The sequence below is a fragment of the Gemmobacter serpentinus genome (genome assembly GCF_008973825.1).
In the GTDB taxonomy this organism is placed as follows: domain Bacteria; phylum Pseudomonadota; class Alphaproteobacteria; order Rhodobacterales; family Rhodobacteraceae; genus Gemmobacter; species Gemmobacter serpentinus.
Genome location: NZ_WCHR01000018.1, coordinates 111,063 through 128,399, shown reverse-complemented (window position 1 = coordinate 128,399; position 17,337 = coordinate 111,063). Strand labels below are relative to the sequence as shown.

At 63.8% G+C, this 17,337-nt stretch carries 9 protein-coding genes; 2 read left to right on the top strand and 7 right to left on the bottom strand.

Going from position 1 to position 17,337, the window contains the following annotated elements:
* Positions 1 to 2: 2 nt before the first annotated feature.
* Positions 3 to 5,474, bottom strand: coding sequence for a glutamate synthase-related protein (locus GBJ34_RS11670; protein ID WP_151719453.1), 5,472 nt, complete (start codon positions 5,472 to 5,474; stop codon positions 3 to 5).
* A gap of 394 nt (positions 5,475 to 5,868) precedes the next feature.
* On the opposite strand from GBJ34_RS11670, the gene GBJ34_RS11665 reads away from it, so the two are divergent.
* The gene (locus GBJ34_RS11665; protein WP_151719452.1) at positions 5,869 to 6,192 is read left to right on the top strand and encodes a hypothetical protein; all 324 of its coding nucleotides are present in this window, start codon (positions 5,869 to 5,871) and stop codon (positions 6,190 to 6,192) included.
* A gap of 90 nt (positions 6,193 to 6,282) precedes the next feature.
* Here the strand turns inward: GBJ34_RS11665 and GBJ34_RS11660 are convergent, their stop codons facing one another.
* Complete coding sequence (locus GBJ34_RS11660) at positions 6,283 to 8,511, bottom strand: rhamnan synthesis F family protein (RefSeq protein WP_151719451.1); 2,229 nt, start codon at positions 8,509 to 8,511, stop codon at positions 6,283 to 6,285.
* 151 nt (positions 8,512 to 8,662) lie between these two features.
* Here GBJ34_RS11660 and GBJ34_RS11655 point away from each other — a divergent pair, with 151 nt between their 5' ends.
* On the top strand, positions 8,663 to 10,228 hold the full coding sequence (locus GBJ34_RS11655; protein ID WP_226341144.1) for a glycosyltransferase: 1,566 nt from the start codon (positions 8,663 to 8,665) through the stop codon (positions 10,226 to 10,228).
* On the opposite strand, the gene GBJ34_RS11650 is transcribed toward GBJ34_RS11655, so the two are convergent.
* The 5 genes from GBJ34_RS11650 to GBJ34_RS11630 all read right to left on the bottom strand — a co-directional run bounded on the left by GBJ34_RS11650 (position 10,179) and on the right by GBJ34_RS11630 (position 17,336).
* On the bottom strand, positions 10,179 to 10,892 hold the full coding sequence (locus GBJ34_RS11650; RefSeq protein ID WP_151719450.1) for an LbetaH domain-containing protein: 714 nt from the start codon (positions 10,890 to 10,892) through the stop codon (positions 10,179 to 10,181). The genes GBJ34_RS11655 and GBJ34_RS11650 overlap by 50 nt on opposite strands.
* Positions 10,889 to 12,013 carry a DegT/DnrJ/EryC1/StrS family aminotransferase gene (locus tag GBJ34_RS11645; RefSeq protein ID WP_151719449.1) on the bottom strand — a complete coding sequence of 375 codons (1,125 nt, stop codon included), beginning with the start codon at positions 12,011 to 12,013 and terminating at the stop codon, positions 10,889 to 10,891. Before GBJ34_RS11645 ends, GBJ34_RS11650 begins: the two co-directional genes overlap by 4 nt.
* A 207-nt stretch (positions 12,014 to 12,220) precedes the next feature.
* Entirely contained in the window at positions 12,221 to 15,010 is a 2,790-nt protein-coding gene (locus GBJ34_RS11640; RefSeq protein ID WP_151719448.1) for a bifunctional aconitate hydratase 2/2-methylisocitrate dehydratase, read from the bottom strand.
* 453 nt (positions 15,011 to 15,463) lie between these two features.
* Positions 15,464 to 16,666, bottom strand: a complete 1,203-nt coding sequence (pcaF, locus tag GBJ34_RS11635; protein ID WP_151719447.1) for a 3-oxoadipyl-CoA thiolase — start codon at positions 16,664 to 16,666, stop codon at positions 15,464 to 15,466.
* A gap of 1 nt (position 16,667) precedes the next feature.
* A complete protein-coding gene (locus tag GBJ34_RS11630) occupies positions 16,668 to 17,336 on the bottom strand; it encodes a 3-oxoacid CoA-transferase subunit B (protein ID WP_151719446.1) in 669 nt (222 codons plus the stop codon).
* Position 17,337 lies beyond the last annotated feature (1 nt).

Here is a 17,337-nt window from a genome sequence, read left to right as displayed (position 1 = left end):
GATCAGGCTCCGGTCAGGTCGGTAAGGGGGGGCAGGTCAGACAGGGATTGGCGCGCGAACAGCGCCTCGAAAGAGGGAATCTTTCCCAGAATGCGGCGGTTCTTGCGGCTTTGATCCAGGATCCAGCCATAGGTGCCGGGGCTGTCCATCGACAGGATGTTGCGCAACGACAGCGCCTCCTTGTAATCCGACAGCCGCTTGTCGGCGACCAGCGCCGCCAGTTCGGCGTCAGAATGATCGGCTACCGCCTGACGCGCGTGTTTGGCGAGCCGCGTCATCAGCCCGTAATCTTCGGTCAGGATCAGGTTGCGCGCGGCCTTGCGGGCCGCAGGGCTGTCATCCGCCGCCTTAACGCGGGTGCGGGCCATCGCTTGCGCGACCTCCAGCACCGTCCACTGGTTCAGCAGCGCGAACATCGCCTCGGTATCGGTCTCACCATAACCCGGCACCTGCCCGCGCAGCACCGGAATACCACCCCGCCATGCCTTTTTCAGCTTGCGGATCTGAAAGCTGACCAGCGCCTGCGACAGTTCCTCCAGCAGATCCTTGCGGGGTTTGGTGCGCAGGATCTCGTCCGCGTCCTGATATCGCAGCAGGGCACGCGGCAGGGCGAAGGCGAAATGCCCCTGCTCCTGCGTCCAGTTCGCCAGCAGGAACGCGGCCTTGGCCGATCCGGTGGCGGCATGGTGCCATTCCAGCAAGTGCCGCACGGCCTGCACATGGACCAGACTTTCTTCGCCACCATCAAACCGCCCGAGGCGAACAGAATCCTGGCTGACCTTGGCCGAAAGCTGGTCATAGGGGTCATACTGGTAGGCAAACCCGCCGGACATGCCATTGGCAAAGCCCTTGCCAAAGGCACCCAGGTTCAGCACCGCGCCATTGGTCATGTATTCGACGCAGAAATCCCCCACTCCCTCAACCACGGCACTGGCACCGGAGTTGCGCACGGCAAAGCGGTCGCCCGCCTGACCTTCAACAAACAGCCGCCCGCCTGTCGCACCGAACAGCGCGAAGTTGCCAACCAGCACATTGCCGCCCGCCGCATCCGAGCCGCCGCCGGGGCTGCGCAGGATGATCTCGCCACCGCATTGGCCCTTGCCCACGCCGTCATTGCAGGTGCCGGTATGGGTCAGCACCATGCCGTCATTGCAAAACGCGCCATAGCTTTGCCCGGCCGCGCCTTGCGTCGCGATCTGCACCGTTCCGGGCCGCAGGAAGCGACGGCCACGGTCATCGACAAGGCTTGCGGCGGGTGCAAAGCCCTCATGGTTCAACATCCGTTCCAGATCGACGGCCAGCTGCCCGCCGACCGATTTGTGGCGGTTGTTCAGATGCAGGTTGCCCCCCAGATCGACCTGCATCGCGCCGCCTTCCAGCGCAGGGCGCAGCAGGTCGATAAAGGCATCATCCACCGCAAAATCGCGCGGCATCCGAACCGGATCTGCGACTTGCAGGACCGGCACCTCGGTCAGCATGGCGCGCAGATCCAGCTGCCCGACGCTGGAGGGATGATCCAGCAGATGCAGCAGTTCCGCCCGGCCCCGCGCCGCCTGCAAGGACGGCAGGCCAAGCGTCGCCAGAATTTCGCGCACCTCATGCGCGATGTTCAGCAGATATTGCGCAAGCGCACGCGGATCACCGTCAAACGCCTCGGGGTTGGTGGTCAGACCCGCCGGGCATTTGATATTGCAGTTCTTCGCCATCACGCATTTCAGCATCATCAGCGCGGTGGTGCCGAACTCAAAACTGTCGCCGCCCAGCAGCGCCGATTTCACCACATCCGACCCGGTCTGATGCGCCCCTGAACAGCGCAGCGTGACCAGATCGCGCAAGCCGTTGGCCGACAGCGCCTGATGCACCTCGGCGATGCCGATCTCGGCCGCGCGCCCGGTATATTTCAGCGAGGTGACCGAGGCCGCCCCCGTGCCGCCGGTATTGCCGGCCACGTTGATCACATCAGCACCCGCCTTGGCCACGCCCACCGCAATCGTGCCGATGCCCTCTGATGATACCAGTTTCACCACAACCCGCACCCGGGCGGATTTCGCATCATGGATCAGTTGCGCCAGATCCTCGATCGAATAGGTGTCATGATGCGGCGGTGGCGAGACGAGTTCGACCCCCGGCGTGCCCCCACGGGCCGCCGCGATTTCCACCGTCACCTTGGGCGCGGGCAGCTGGCCACCCTCGCCGGGCTTGGCACCCTGACCGATCTTGATCTCGATCTCTTCCAGTTGCGGATCGGCCAGATAGCCCGCCCAGACCCCGAAACGACCGCTCGCGAATTGCTTGATCTTGCTGCCGCGAATGGTGCCATAGCGGCTAAGGTGTTCGCCGCCCTCGCCGCAATTCGACATGCCGCCGACCATATTAGTGCCATGCGCCACCGCCTCATGCGCGGTGGCAACCAGCGCGCCATGCGACATTGCGCCGGAGGCCAGAAGCGGCGTGATCTGATGCGCGGGTTGCACCGCATCCAGATCCAAGCCCTCGGGTGCCGGACGCAGACGCGCCAGCCAGGCACGGGCCTGTCCCGCAGCCTCGACGCGCAGCGCCAGCCCCTCGATCCAATGGCCGGTGATATCTGTGCCAAAGCGCGCGATCAGGCTTTGCGACAGCGCATCCAGACGGCCCAGATCGGCCTTCAACGGCCCAGTCAGAACCAGCCGGAACTGGCCTGCCCCCAGATCGTCGCAGGCAAGGCCGCGCACCAGAAAACTGTTGTTACCCTTGCGGTCGAACTTCTTCATCTCGCGGCGGAGCTCGTCCGGGGCCTGCGCCCGCGTCACATCGGCGGGGAAGGCCAGCACGTCGCGCAGCGCGGCCGGACGGCGGGTGCGTTCCTCGACCATCATGCGCGAGAAGGCGCGATAACCCGGCGTGATGCGGAAGGCATCGATCCGCTCCGGCGTCAGGCGATCAAAGCTCGTATTGGCATAGCCGTCATCGGAAATGCCAAAGGCATCTTCCAGCCGGTTCAGCGTCATCAGGCGCAGCGGATCGGAATCTTCGTCGCCCTGCGGGAAGCTGATCGCCTCTTCCGTCATATCGACAAAGCCGCGCACGGCGGTGGTGCCAAAACTGTGGCCCGCGCCTTCGGCCCGTTCCTTGAACAGACCCAGCAGGGGGATCTCGTCCTCACGCGTGACCCGCAGCGCGTGCTGGTGCCAGTCGGCCACTGCCTGCGCCACAACCTCAAAGGTCACGCCGCCCACCGGCGTTTTCACATTCGGGAAGTAACGGCGGAACACTGCATCATTGGTATCCAGGAAGTTCGGTTCAAAGAACTCGCCGCCCGAATAGCTTTCGACGGTGCAAAGTCCGACCTTGCCCATGGTCTTCATCAGGGCCTTCTCGGCGGCCTTGGCGAATTTCTGGAAGGCCTTGTCGGCATCTGCCCCGTATTTCTCTTCGGCGCGCAATTGCACGCCCAGCGGATAGACCGCCGCCGCCCCAAAGCCCAAGGCGCAAGCGATGTGATGGCTGGAGGAAATCTGGCCGGATTCCACGATCAGCGACACGCGTAGCCGCAGGCCTTCCTCGATCAGTTTCTGGTTGATGGCCGACACCATCAGCGTCATCGGGATCGCGGCCCGATCCGTGCTGACGTGGCGATCCGAGATCGTGGCAATACCTCCGGCTTCGGCCGCAAAGCCCGCGACATCGGCCGCGATGGCGTCAATCGCGGCGGTCAGCGCCGCCTCATTCGCGGCAGGGACGCCGAAGACCGGGGAATAAAGCATCTCGAAACGGCGCACCGGCGTTGCCGTCTGCTCGCGGATCTTCAGCATGTCCAGATGGCTCAGGATCGGGCTGTCGACAACGATCTGCGGCGCGGGCTGCGCGCCGAGATTGGGCTTGGCCCCAAGCGCCACCCGCAGCGTCATGCCATCCGCCTCACGGATACTGTCGAGCGGCGGGTTGGTCACCTGCGCGAAACGCTGACTGAAATACTTGGCGACACCACCCTCATTGTCCGACAGGGCGTTGATCGCATTGCCATAGCCCATCGCCGAAACCTTTTCGGCCCCGGTCGCCAGCATAGGGTCCATCAGAAAGCGGAAACTTTCCTGATTGTGGCTATAGGCGACATAGCGCGCCGCGCGCCCCAGATCGCCGGAATAGCGCAAGGGGCTGCCCTGACGATCCTCCGGCACCTGCGGCAGATCGGCCAGACGCAGCCGCGCCTGCGACAAGAGCGCCGGATAGTCGCGCCGCGCGGCCAGCATCTCCAGTGCCTCGGTGGTGCCAAAGCTGCGCCGGGCCCTGTGATCATAGCACAGCATCCCACCCGCCTCGATCCGGCCCCGCGCCAGCACGGTTTCCGGCGGAAAGGCGATCTGGCCTGCCTCGGACATGACCGCCAGATATTCCGCCGTCTCCACCGTGCGCAGCGGGCGCAGGCCCAGCCGGTCCAGACGCGCGCCGATGATCTCGCCATCGCCAAAGATCAGCGCGGCGGGGCCATCGTTCTTTTCTTCATAAAGGCTGAAATATTCCAGCATGGCCCGCACCTGGCCCGACAGCGTCGCGTCATTCTCCCATGCGGGCGGCATCATCGACACGACGGCGGTGATCAGGTCCAGCCCATCCTCGACCACCCGCGCCTGCAAGGTCTGGTCCAGACGGCAGCTATCGGATTGCCCCTTGGGGCGCAGGATGGCACCGTTGCGTGCCCGCGCCACCGCCGCTTCCGAAAGGCGGTTCTTCTTGTCGGTGTTCAGCTCGCCATTATGCGCCATGAAGCGGAAGGGCTGCGCCATCGACGGATGCGGGTCGGTATTGGTGGAAAACCGCGTGTGGAAATACATCGTATGAACACCATGCGACGGGTCCACCAGATCACGGAAATAGGGCACGATCTCATCGGATTTGAGCCGCCCCTTCAGCACCTGCATCCGGGCCGACAGCGACAGCGGATAAAGCCCTGCCAGCGCCGGATCGGTATAAGCGCGCGCCTCGATCGCCAGCAGCGCGCGGTGGATACGCAGATCCAGCGCCGCGCCGCGCAGGCCCTCGGGGGCCGCAAAGACCCATTGCCGGATCGGTTGCTGACAGCGCACCGCCGCCGGGCGCAGTACCGAATTGTCGACCGGCACCGCGCGTTGCAACAGCACCGCCAGCCCCTGCGCGGCCAGCGCCGCCTCGATCAGCGTCGCGGCCACACCATGCTGGCTGGCATCATCGGGCAGAAAGAAGTTGCCGACACCGAAGGCACCTGCCTCCAGCACCTGCCCCGTCAGCGCCGAGAAATAGCCCAGCGACAGATCAAGCGAGACACCGGCGCCATCGCCCACGCCTTCGGCGGACATGCCGCCGCGATGGGGCACGGCGCACAGCGCCTCATGGCCCAGCGTCAGGATCTCGTGGGTTTGCAGACCGTCCTTGCGCGTGAGGAAACCAACGCCACAGCTGCTTTTGTCCGAAGTCGGGTCGTAAAGACCGTAATTCGTCTGATCATCGCGGTTCATCTGCTGTTGCCCTTCCCTGCCACATCGGTCGAGGCCACCCCTGATCGCTTTGCCAAATGGCACCGGATGGGCGGCATATCCGGTTCTCTGGCAAAGATCGGTGGGCCGATCCGGCTGGATGATTGCTGTCGCGCGGGCTTTGTGCCTCATGCAGACGGCTTGCCACCCCCGGCTGACCCGGCAGATGGCACTTATGTCTCATATGCTGACATAAATACGCCTTGCAAGACGATTCCCTGTTCCTCCGGTAGAATATTTACAAATTAAAGGTCCGATATGGTCGCATATTCTTGCGCGAACTAAGATTTTCCGCAAATCCCATGATGCGCCTAAATTTTAACCTGTATGCGCTCGCAATTTAGGTCCGATACAATGCCAGGCAATCGCAGAGCGCGTGTGGAACGTCGCTTCGCAACAACCCAAGATCTGCGATGGCGTTGACTTGCTGCCGGAATTACTTGATCCGCCCCACAGCGCGCAGCCCGGCATGGTGGGCCCCGGCATGAGCGGCAGCGTACAAGATCGGCATCTCGGAAATGGCAACCAAGGGGGTGCCGCCGATGCGCAATCACCTAGGTCACGCGCAGCACCAGGTCGCCACGATCAGCGCCGGCTTGCGCAAAAGGGTGGCAGGATCGAACAGTTGCTTGAACTGGTCGGGATGAGCCCCCTTTCTCTATCGGCGTCGCGATCGCCGGCGCATCAGATCAAGGTCTGATCGCCCTCCGCCGCGTTCCGGTCAGGGGCGCTCTGGTGGCGATGTTCACATGATGCGGTTGCGCGCGGGACAGGCAAGCCACGGCCATGATCAGGCGTCGAAGGCACCGCTGTCCAGCGCCTCGCGCAACGCGCCATTGCTGCGATAGGCCTTCTGGTGTTTCACATGCAGCTTCTGGCCCGCACCGCTGACCGGCAGGATGTGATAGCCTCCTGCCTGACAGGTCACCCCCAGCATCCGCTCCAGCGCATGGGCCACTGTGCCATCGACCTGCCCCGCCTCGGGCGGGAACTGCGCAGGTGTCAACCGCAGATCCAGCAGCGGCCGGATGGCGGCCGTCCGCGCCCAGAACATCGATCCCACCGGAAAGCGCAGGTCCGCATCCTCCGGCAAAGGTTGCTTCATCCCCATGCGAAAGGCCAATTCCTGCGCGATCTCGCGATTGGCGGCCCAATGCGCGGCCCCCAGAACCGGGCGGTAGGTCAGCGGCACGACCATGCCCAGCCGGGGGATCGCGTCAAACAGCGACAGGATACGGCTGACCTCGCCCGGCGACCCCAGCAGACAGGTCAAAATATGGTCGAGCCAGGCATCCAGCTTGCCTGAATGCGGGCTTTTCTTGCCATGCAGATGCAACACCACCTCGTGCCGGTCATAGACATCGCCAAAACCATACAGTTTGGGATAGATGTCGCGGCCCCGGTTCTCCAACACCCGCACCTCCGCTTGCGGCAGATGCGCAAGGATGCGCGCGGCCTTTGCCGGGTCATCGGTCGAAACATAGACCTGATACCGGCATTCGATGGCCCGCAGCCGTTCCGCAAAGACGGGTGCCAGATCGTCATGAAAAAGATGCAGAAAGACGCCGGGCGCCTGCGCAGGGGCGGGCACCTGCTTGCGTGGCCAGAGCGGCAGGCTGACTTTGCCCTGTTCGCGATTGAACCCCTCCGGGTTGTGAGTCCATAGTGGCTCACCCCGAAGGATACGCGGCAAAAGCTGATCGGCGATATTTGGCAGCAGGTCGACCGAAAGCGGCGGCGGTTCCGGCTGCATGACCTCATGCACACGCAATGCCCGTGCCGCCAATGCGCCAACGCGATCCAACGGACGCAGGGCTGCGGGCAACGCGGCAATCTGCTGCATCTCACGCAGATCGGCCATCATGACATGGATCACGCCCTGACGATCCGCCGCGGCAGGCGCAGGGGGCGGCAGGGCCGGGGCGTGGGGATCTTCAAGATAGCGGGAAATCGCCAGGATCTCGGTTGTGGCTGCCCGCACCGCCGTGAGGGTGTCGGCGGCGCTGCGGGCCGGATCGCTCAAAACCGGGACTGGTCCAGACAAAGGTGCTCGTGTCGGCGAAAATGCCGGCTGTGCCACCTTGCCTTCGGCCAGCAGCCGCCGCGCCGCCGTGACGATCTCTGCGGCGCGGGCGTCAAATCCGTGACGTCGCGCGATCCTTTCATGCAGCGCAAGGCGGGCCAGCCGATCCAGGGGAGGCGCGGCAAGCAGCGCCTCCAATGCGGAGCCGAGGCCGTTATCGGGCCCAAGCATCCGCAGTTCCGGCAGATCGGGGGCCATGAAACCCGCCACATGATCGGACAGGACGCAGGCCCCAGATGCCAATGCATCATAGCTGCGGTTGCTCATGAAGCCGAGATTGGCCATTTGCGTCATATGGCTGTTCAGGATCACCCGCGACGCGGCATAGACCTGCGCAAGTTCTGCATAGTTCAACCTTTCGCCGCGCCAAAGCCGGTCGGGGATCACGCCGCCCCAGCCAGGACCCCAGATCTGCGGCTCGAACCCCGCGGCAACCGCCTCTTGCACCAGATGCCGCTCTGCCCGCGCCGCATGGCCGCCAACAAAGACCAAAGGATATGTCTCTGCCCCAGGGTCGGCCCGATCGGGGTGGAAATGCGCGCTATCGGTCGCCTGCGACAGATAGGCCACGGGAATGCCACGCCTTCGCAGGATCGGCACCATCAGCGCAGAGGCAAGGAACACCATCTGATAACGCGCCATCATCGCGCGCGGCGCAAGATTGGGTGGGCTGATCATCCAGATCATATTGGGCAGGCCCGGCACCGGATCTTCCAGATGCGGCCCGACGATCCGCAGCACAACCGACGGCACGCCGGTCTCCGGCGGCACCTCACCGCGATACAGAAGCCCCGCGTCACAGCCTGGTATCGACCGGATCGCCGCTGCCAGCCCCTGTGCAAATTGCGTGTCGCCCCAGGCGGCCTTGTTCTGTTGCAAGGCGTTGATGCTGAGATGGATAAAAACTTCGTCGCCCAAAGTCCCACGCAGCCCCATAGCCTTTGCCTTGGGCCAGCCTCTGCGATTGTTTGCACAAGGTCAATGCGTTAGCCCCCATCAAAGCCGCTTGTCTGACGCGGCCAAGCGGTGCAAGCATGATGGCCGGGCCCTGCGCCCTTCGTGTTGTTCCTCTTGATCGAAGCCGGGAATGGTAGACGAGTTTTTCGACTGCGATCACTATCGGCACCAGACCGGCCTTGACCTGGACCGGCAGGGTCTGATGCAGCATTTCCGCCAGACGGGCGACGCCCTCGGGCTGGACCCGAGCCCGTATTTTGCCACCCTGTGGTATAAGGCGCGCTACCGAAATTGGGCAAGGCGCGGCGCGGCGACGGCCTTTGACGACTTCCTGTTCCGCATCGGGCGCGGCATGGAACGCAACCCCCATCCGTTGATCGATGGGGAATTTTACCGCGCCAATCATGCGGATCTGGCTGCAATCGGTGCCAAGGCCCCGCTGCATTTCATGCTGCATGGCGATGCCGAGGGCCGCAATCCATCTGGGGCCTTTGATGCGGCCTTCTACCGGATGTGCTATCTGCCGCTTGGCACCTCGCATCCGTTTCGGCATTTCTCCCGCCATGGGGCGACGCTTGGTCACTTGCCGCGACCGGCACCGAAAAAGCCGCGCCGCACCCATCGGGCGGTGCGGGATGCCATCCGGGGGCTTAACCGACCCCTTCTGCTGGCCTGTCACGACGCGCAGGCGGCCGGCGTGCCGATCCTGACGCTGGATCTTGCAACAAGCCTGCGCGCGCGCGGCTATGATCCAGTATTCCTGCTGCAACGGGCGGGGCCGCTTTTGCCGCGCTTCCGCGCCCAGGGCCCGACCTTTGTTCTTGCAGAAGGCTGGGCCATGGATGAGCTGGCAGAAGCCCTGCCCGCCCGCGTGCCCGCCCTCATCAATACCGCCGCAATGGATGCGGTCGCCTTGGCCAGAACACGGTCCAACTGCCTGCTGCTGGTGCATGAGATGGCCGATTATATCCGCGATCAGGGCCTGTTGCCCGGTCTGCGTGCCGCACAGGCGGCGGGGGCGCGTATCGTGGTCTCGATGCCGTCCATGGTCGCGGCGCTTGCCCCGGATCTGAAGGATCTGACACAGATCCGGCCCGGCATCATCCTGCCCCAAACCCCTATGGCGGCATTTCGACAGATCCGCCGTCAGATGCGGGGCGCGGGGCCGGTTTTCATATCCGCTGGCTATGCCGATCATCGCAAGGGGTTCGACCTGTTTCTGGCAGCGGCACGACGCATCGTCGCGCAACGCCCGCAGGCGCGTTTTGTCTGGCTGGGCGCGCTTGGGGATTGGGCACAGGGTCTGGCCCGGCAGGCGCAGGCAGACGGGCTTGATCTGATCCTTCCAGGCTTCACCGAACACAGCCTTGCCTGGTATCGCGCCGCCGATATCTATCTGCTGACCTCAAGACAGGATCCCGGCCCGACAACCGCAATGCACGCCGCCGCCATGGGCACGGCCTTTGTCGGCTATGCCGCAGATATCGGCCTGATTGGCCAAACCGAAGGGGTCGGCACCTTCCTGCCTGCCGGGGCAGAACGCGCGTTTTCCGATGCGGCCCTAGCCGCTGCCGCCGCAGTTACCCCAAGCAAGCGGCGTGCGTTGCGCCGCCACCTGCGCGCCCATAGCGGCTTTGAGCCCTATGTCAATGCGCTGATGGCGCGTCTTGCCCCCGGATCAGGCGCCGCAACCTGACCCAGTCCCGGATGGGCATGGCCGGATTGCCGATCATCCGCGCCTGGGCCGGAACGCGGCCCAGCACCGCCGCGCCCACCCCGATCTCCGCCCCGTCGCCGATGGTCAGCCAGCGCTGACGATTGCCATTGGCGATCGAGGCGCGCGGCGCGATGTTCACATCCGCGCCGATGCGCACATGACCTGAAACCAGCACCTCGCCCGCAAGCGTCGAAAAGGCACCGATCTCCACATCATGGGCAATCGCACGGGCCAGAATGATCGCGCAGGCACCGATATCCACATTGGCACCGATCCGCGTCCAGGGCATACAGACGACCCCGGGCCCGAACCGCACATCCGGATCGACCTGAACCGCCTCGGGGAAGACCGCGGTGGCAAGGGTCGCCCCCTCAGCCGTAAGGCGATCCACCACGCGGCGACGCAGACCCGGATGCGTGACGGTCAGCAGAACCGGCAGATTTGAATAATCGCGCAACCGCTGATCCGAGGAAATCACCGGCACATTCAAGGTTGGATGGACAAAGCCGTTTTCGATATCGTCGATCAGCGCGCGGATGCGGACCCTGCCCTGCCAGCCTTCCTCAAGACCCCGCAGGATCATCAAAGTATGCCCGCGCGCGCCGAAAACCGTGATCTCGGTAAAATCCGTGGTGGCTTTCATGCCATCCCTCCTGCCTGCCCGACACTTTGCCGCACGATCCTGACAATGGCTGCAGCCGCGTCCTGCGTCACCCTGCCATGCAGCGGCAAACACAGCACCTCCGGCCCCAGTTCGGGCGCAAGCGGGGCACCACCTTCCGCTGTCATGATCGGGGCATCGGCCCAGAAGGTGCCCGCCCCGCAAAGCAGCGGGAAATGGTCCCGCGCCAGAATGCCCGCCGCTGCCAGCGCATGAAACACCCGCGCCCGCAGATCCGGGGCAAGACGCAGGGCGTAATAGCCGGGGCTGGCACTGGCCCCGGATCGGGTGGCGTGCAGCCGAAGCCCGGCGATGCCGCCAAGGCCCGCATCATAGGTCGCGCGCAGCGCAGCGCGCGCCGCAAGTTCCGCCGCAAGGTCAGGCAGCAGGGCAAGCCCCATCGCCGCATTCACCTCTGACATCTTGCCATTCAACCCGCGCCCGACGGCCCGCCCGCCCTCCAGCCCGAAATTGCGCATCCGCCGTAAGGCGGCAGCCTGCTTGCGTCGGGTCACGACATAGCCACCCTCGCCCGTGTGCAGCACCTTGGTCGGATGCAGCGAAAAGGCCGAGGCATCGCCATAATTACCAATGGGCCGCCCATTGAAGCTGACGCCGTAAGCCTGCGCCGCATCATAGACCAGCCACAGCCCGTATTCGCGCGCCAGCGCCGCCAGGGCTTTCACGTCGCAGGGGACACCCAGAAAATGCACCGGCAGGATGGCGGCGGTGCGCGGCGTGATCGCGGCCCGCACCGCCCGCGGGCATAGCGTCAGCGTATCGGGTTCGACATCGGCAAAGACCGGGCGCAACCCGCACCATGCAATCGCCTGCGCGGTGGCGGCAAATGACAGGGGCGAGGTGATGACCTCGGCCCCCGGTGGCAAATCGCCCAGCCCCAGTGCCAATAGCAGCGCCATCGTGCCAGAAGACGTCAACGAGACCGCGTCGCCCGCGCGCTCCTGCCCGCTCAGCGCCTGTTCCAGCCGCATATGCAGCGCGCCGCCATTCGACAGCCAGCCGGACCCAAGCGCCTCGGCGGTCAGGGCGGCCAGCAGGGCCGGATCAGGGATCATCGGCGCGCCGAAGACAATGGGGGGCATGATTTCCTCTTTGGCCGATCCTGCACGGATCCTGCTGGTCCTTCAATATGTTCGGCGCGCCGCAAGAAGCGTTCATTCGTGCAGATCGGGCGTGCAGATCGGGCGCGCAGATCGGATGCGGCGGCCAGAAATGCAAAGCCCGCCCCGGCATCTTGCGCGGGGCGGGCTTAAACGGGGGATGCTGCACCCCGGTTCAGGGGGCCAGGATCAGAACTGGATAGACCGCGCGAGACCGGGCTTTGCCATCGGCGGGGCGAAAGTGGTCAGGTCGATCCCCTCGACCGCTTCCTTGTATTCCTCCGCGCTCGGGGTGCGACCAAGGATCGCCGCCAGCACGACGACCGGCGTCGAGGCAAGCAGCGACTCGCCCTTCTTCTCGGCGGAATCCTCCACGACGCGGCCCTGGAACAGACGGGTCGAGGTCGCCAGAACGGTATCCCCCTTCGCGGCCTTTTCCTGGTTGCCCATACAGAGGTTGCAGCCGGGACGCTCGAGATAGAGGATGTTCTCGTATTCGGTCCGGCTCTGGGTCTTCGGCTTGATGTCATCAAACTCGAAGCCCGAATATTTCTGCAGGATCTCCCAGTCGCCCTCGGCCTTCAACTCATCAATGATGTTGTAGGTCGGCGCAGCCACTACCAGCGGGGCCTTGAACTCAACCTTGCCGCTGGCTTCTTCGATCTTCTTCAGCATCTGGGCCACGATCTTGATATCGCCCTTATGCACCATGCAGGAACCGACAAAGCCCAGATCGACCTTCTTGCTTGCCCCATAATAGGAAACCGGGCGGATGGTGTCATGGGTGTAGCGGCGCGAAACGTCGGGATTGTTGACATCCGGGTCCGCAATCATCGGCTCGTCGATCAGGTCCAGATCGACCACGACCTCGGCGAAATATTTCGCGTTGGCATCCGGGGCCAGCGCGGGCGTTTCGCCCGAACGGATCTCGGCAATGCGGGCATTGGCCTTGTCGATCAGGCCCTGCAAGGTCTGCGCGGCATTGTCCATGCCCTTGTCGATCATGATCTGGATGCGCGACTTGGCAATCTCCAGGCTTTCGATCAGGGTCTCATCCTCGCTGATGCAGATCGAGGCCTTGGCCTTCATCTCGGCAGTCCAGTCGGTGAAGGTAAAGGCCTGATCCGCCAGCAGCGTGCCGATATGCACCTCGATGATGCGGCTTTGGAACACGTTGTCGCCATGCTGTTTCAGCATTTGCGCCTGCGTTGCATGGACCACATCGCGGAAATCCATCCAGGGCTTCATCTTGCCCTTGAAGGTCACTTTCACCGATTGCGGGATCGGCATGGTGGCCTCACCCGTGGCCAAAGCCAGCGCCACGGTGCCGCTATCGGCACCAAAGGCCACGCCTTTCGACATGCGGGTGTGGCTGTCGCCGCCGATGATGATGGCGCGGTCATCCACGGTGATGTCGTTCAGCACCTTGTGGATCACGTCGGTCATCGAATGATAGACGCCCTTCGGGTCTCGGCCGGTAATGACGCCGAAATTGTTCATGAAGGCCATGAGCTTGGGGGTGTTGGCCTGGGCCTTCTTGTCCCAGACCGATGCGGTATGGCAGCCCGACTGATAGGCCCCGTCGACCAGCGGCGAGATGGTGGTGGCGGCCATCGCCTCCAGCTCTTGCGCGGTCATCAGCCCGGTGGTGTCCTGGCTGCCGACGATATTCACGATCACCCGCACATCGGAACCCGCGTGCAGCACCTTGCCGGGGGTGACACCCACGGCATTGCGGTTGAAGATCTTTTCCACAGCCGTCAGGCCCTGACCTTCGATGCTGATTTCCTTGTTGGGCGCAAAGACCGGGGTCGCCTCGACACCCAGCGTCTGCGCCGCAAAGGTTTGCAGCTTTTTGCCGAAGACGATGGCGTAGGACGAGCCCGCCTTCATGAATTCCACCTTTTGCGGGGTGAAGGCCGAGGCGATATCGACCAGTTCCTTCCCGGACTCATCACGCAGCTTCTTGTTCTTGGCGTCGATCACCAGAACGGTGCCGGTCTCGACCGAGTATTTCTGTTCCAGGATCGGATTGCCGTCATTGTTGAGGATCGGCGCGCCATCCTCATCGGTTTTCTTGACCCAGTTTTTCAGATTCAGGCCGATGCCGCCGGTCACGTCCACCGTGGTGGCGAAAATCGGGGAAATGCCGTTGGTGCCCGCGACGATCGGCGCGAAGTTCACGAAGGGCACATAGGGGCTGGACTGTTTGCCGGTCCAGAGCGCCACGTTGTTCACGCCCGACATCCGCGACGAGCCGACGCCCATCGTGCCCTTTTCGGCAATCATCATCACGCGCTTGTCGGGATGCGCCTTTTGCAGCGCAACGATCTCTGCCTGCGCTTGCGGGGTAATCATGCACTGGCCGTGCAGTTCCCGGTCAGAACGCGAATGGGCCTGATTGCCGGGCGACAGCAGGTCGGTCGAGATATCGCCTTCGGCGGCGATGAAGGTCACAACCTTGATCTCATCCTCGACATCGGGAAGTTTGGTGAAGAACTCCGCCTTGGCGTAGCTTTCCAGCACGGATTTCGCGACCGCGTTGCCGGCCTTGTAGGCGTCGCGCAGGCGGAACATGTCGGCGTCATAAAGGAAGACCTGGGTCTTCAGCACATCGCCCGCCTTGTCGGCAATGGCGGCATTCTCGCCCAGCGCCACGTCCAGCAGCGCCGCGACCGAGGGGCCGCCCTTCATATGCGACAGCAATTCCAGCGCGAAATCCGGGGTGATTTCCGGCACCACCGCTTCGCCGGTGACAATCTTCTTCAGGAACGCCGCCTTCACCCCTGCCGCGCTCGTGGTGCCGGGCAGCGTGTTGTAGATAAAAAAGTTCAGAGAGTCCGCGCGATGCGGATTTTCGGCATCTTCGATCTGCGCGATCAACTCTGCCACCAATGCTCCATCATCAATGGGCTTGGGGTGCAGGTTCTGACCTTTGCGGGTTTCGATTTCGGTTAGGTAGTCTGTATACAAGCTCATGACGATCCCTACGATTCAGCGCGAAACAAGCGAAGACACCGGGTCGCGATAGGATGTGGCGAGCGGCGGCAAGCTAATTGTATGCAGTTGTATACCGATCGAGCCACCATCGCAAGAGGCTCCTTAGCGCCTGAACGTCCCATTTTCGCGAAGCTGCAAGATTGCGGCCCGTGCCAGACAGCGGCCCAGGACAGCATTTGCAAGGAATGTGACGATTTGACCGGCATGAGGCGGGACAGGGCAAGACAGCGGACACGCATTCCGATGCGGTTGCGCGGAATGGTCGCGCAGGTGATTCCCCGCGAGCCGAATGGGGCAAAGGCGGGACGCATCTGCCGTCAGCGTGCCGCGAAAACTGCGCCATCGCGCAAGAGCGTCAGCGGACGGCAATGCGGCTTCTCAGGCCTGACCGCATGAAAAAGGGCGGGTGCCGCAGCGCCCGCCCCTTCTGTTTCAGACCCGCTCCAGCGCGATGGCGATCCCCTGCCCCACGCCAATACACATGGTGGACAAGCTGCGCCGGCCACCATTCAGCTGCAATTCCAGCGCCGCAGTGCCGGTGATACGCGCGCCCGACATACCAAGGGGATGGCCCAGCGCGATCGCACCGCCATTGGGGTTCACCCTTGCATCATCATCGGCGATGCCAAGACGGCGCAGGGTGGCAAGGCCCTGGCTCGCGAAAGCCTCGTTCAACTCGATCACGTCGAAATCGGCTTGCGTCAGCCCCAGCCGCGCCATGAGCTTTTCCGAGGCAGGCGCAGGCCCGATCCCCATGATGCGCGGTGCAACGCCTGCGACGGCCCCGCCAAGGATGCGGGCAATCGGGGTCAGCCCATGTTTGCGCGCGCCTTCGGCACTGGCAATGATCAGCGCCGCAGCCCCGTCATTCACGCCCGAGGCATTGCCCGCCGTCACGCTGCCGCCCTTGCGGAACGGGGTGCCAAGTTTGGCCAGCGCCTCCATGGTGGTGGCGCGGGGATGCTCGTCGCGCCCCACCTCGACCGGATCGCCCTTGCGCTGCGGGATCACGACCGGGGTGATTTCGCGCGCCAGGCGCCCATTGGCCTGCGCTTCAGCCGCCTTGGCCTGCGAGCGCCACGCAAAAGCATCCTGATCCTCGCGCGAGATGGCGAAATCTTCCGCCACATTCTCGCCGGTCTCGGGCATACTGTCGACGCCGTATTGTGCCTTCATCAACGGGTTGATGAAACGCCAGCCAATCGTGGTGTCGTGAATTTCCGCAGCACGGCTGAAGGCACTTTCGGCCTTGGGCATGACGAAGGGCGCGCGCGACATCGACTCCACACCGCCCGCGATCATCAGATCGGCCTCGCCCGCCTTGATGGCGCGGGCGCTCGCGATCACCGCATCCATCCCCGACCCGCACAGCCGGTTGATCGTGGTGCCCCCGACCGTGGTCGGCAGCCCCGCCAGCAACAGCGACATGCGGGCAACGTTGCGATTGTCCTCGCCCGCCTGATTGGCGCAGCCGAAGATCACGTCATCCACCGCATCCCAATCAAGGCCAGCATGACGCGCCATCAAGGCACGCAGCGGCACAGCCCCCAGATCATCGGCACGCACCGAAGACAGGCTGCCGCCGAAGCGGCCGATGGGGGTGCGGATATAGTCACAGATATAGGCGTCTTGCATGTCAAACCTCGGGCACGATCAAATCGGCGACAGGTCCGGGCACCAGAAGTTCGGCCCCGGTCACGGATTGCAGATCCTCGACAGAAATCGAAGGCAGTTTCTCGCGCAGAACAAACCGCCCGCCCTCGATATCAATCACTGCAAGGCTGGTATAGACCCGCGTCACGCAACCCACGCCGGTCAGCGGCAGGGTGCACCGTTTCAGCAGTTTGGGCTTGCCATCCTTGGTGACGTGATCGGTGATGACCGCCACACGCTTGGCCCCATGCACCAGATCCATCGCGCCCCCCACGGCAGGCACGCCCTTCGGGCCGGTCGACCAGTTCGCCAGATCGCCGGTCTCGGCCACCTCATAGGCGCCCAGAATCGCCACATCCAGATGACCGCCCCGCACCATGGCAAAGCTGTCGGCATGGTGGAAGAAGGCGGTGCCGGGCTTGATCGTCACGGCCTTCTTGCCCGCATTGATCACATCCCAGTCTTCCTGACCGGCAGGCGGGGCCTCGCCAAAGTTCAGGATGCCATTTTCGGTGTGAAAGATCGCCTCACGGCCCGGCGGCTGGAACTGCGCGACCTTTTCGGGAAAGCCGATACCAAGGTTCACATAGGCACCATCGGCAATGTCTTGCGCCGCGCGCCACGCGATCTGGTTGTTGGAAAGTTTCTGCATC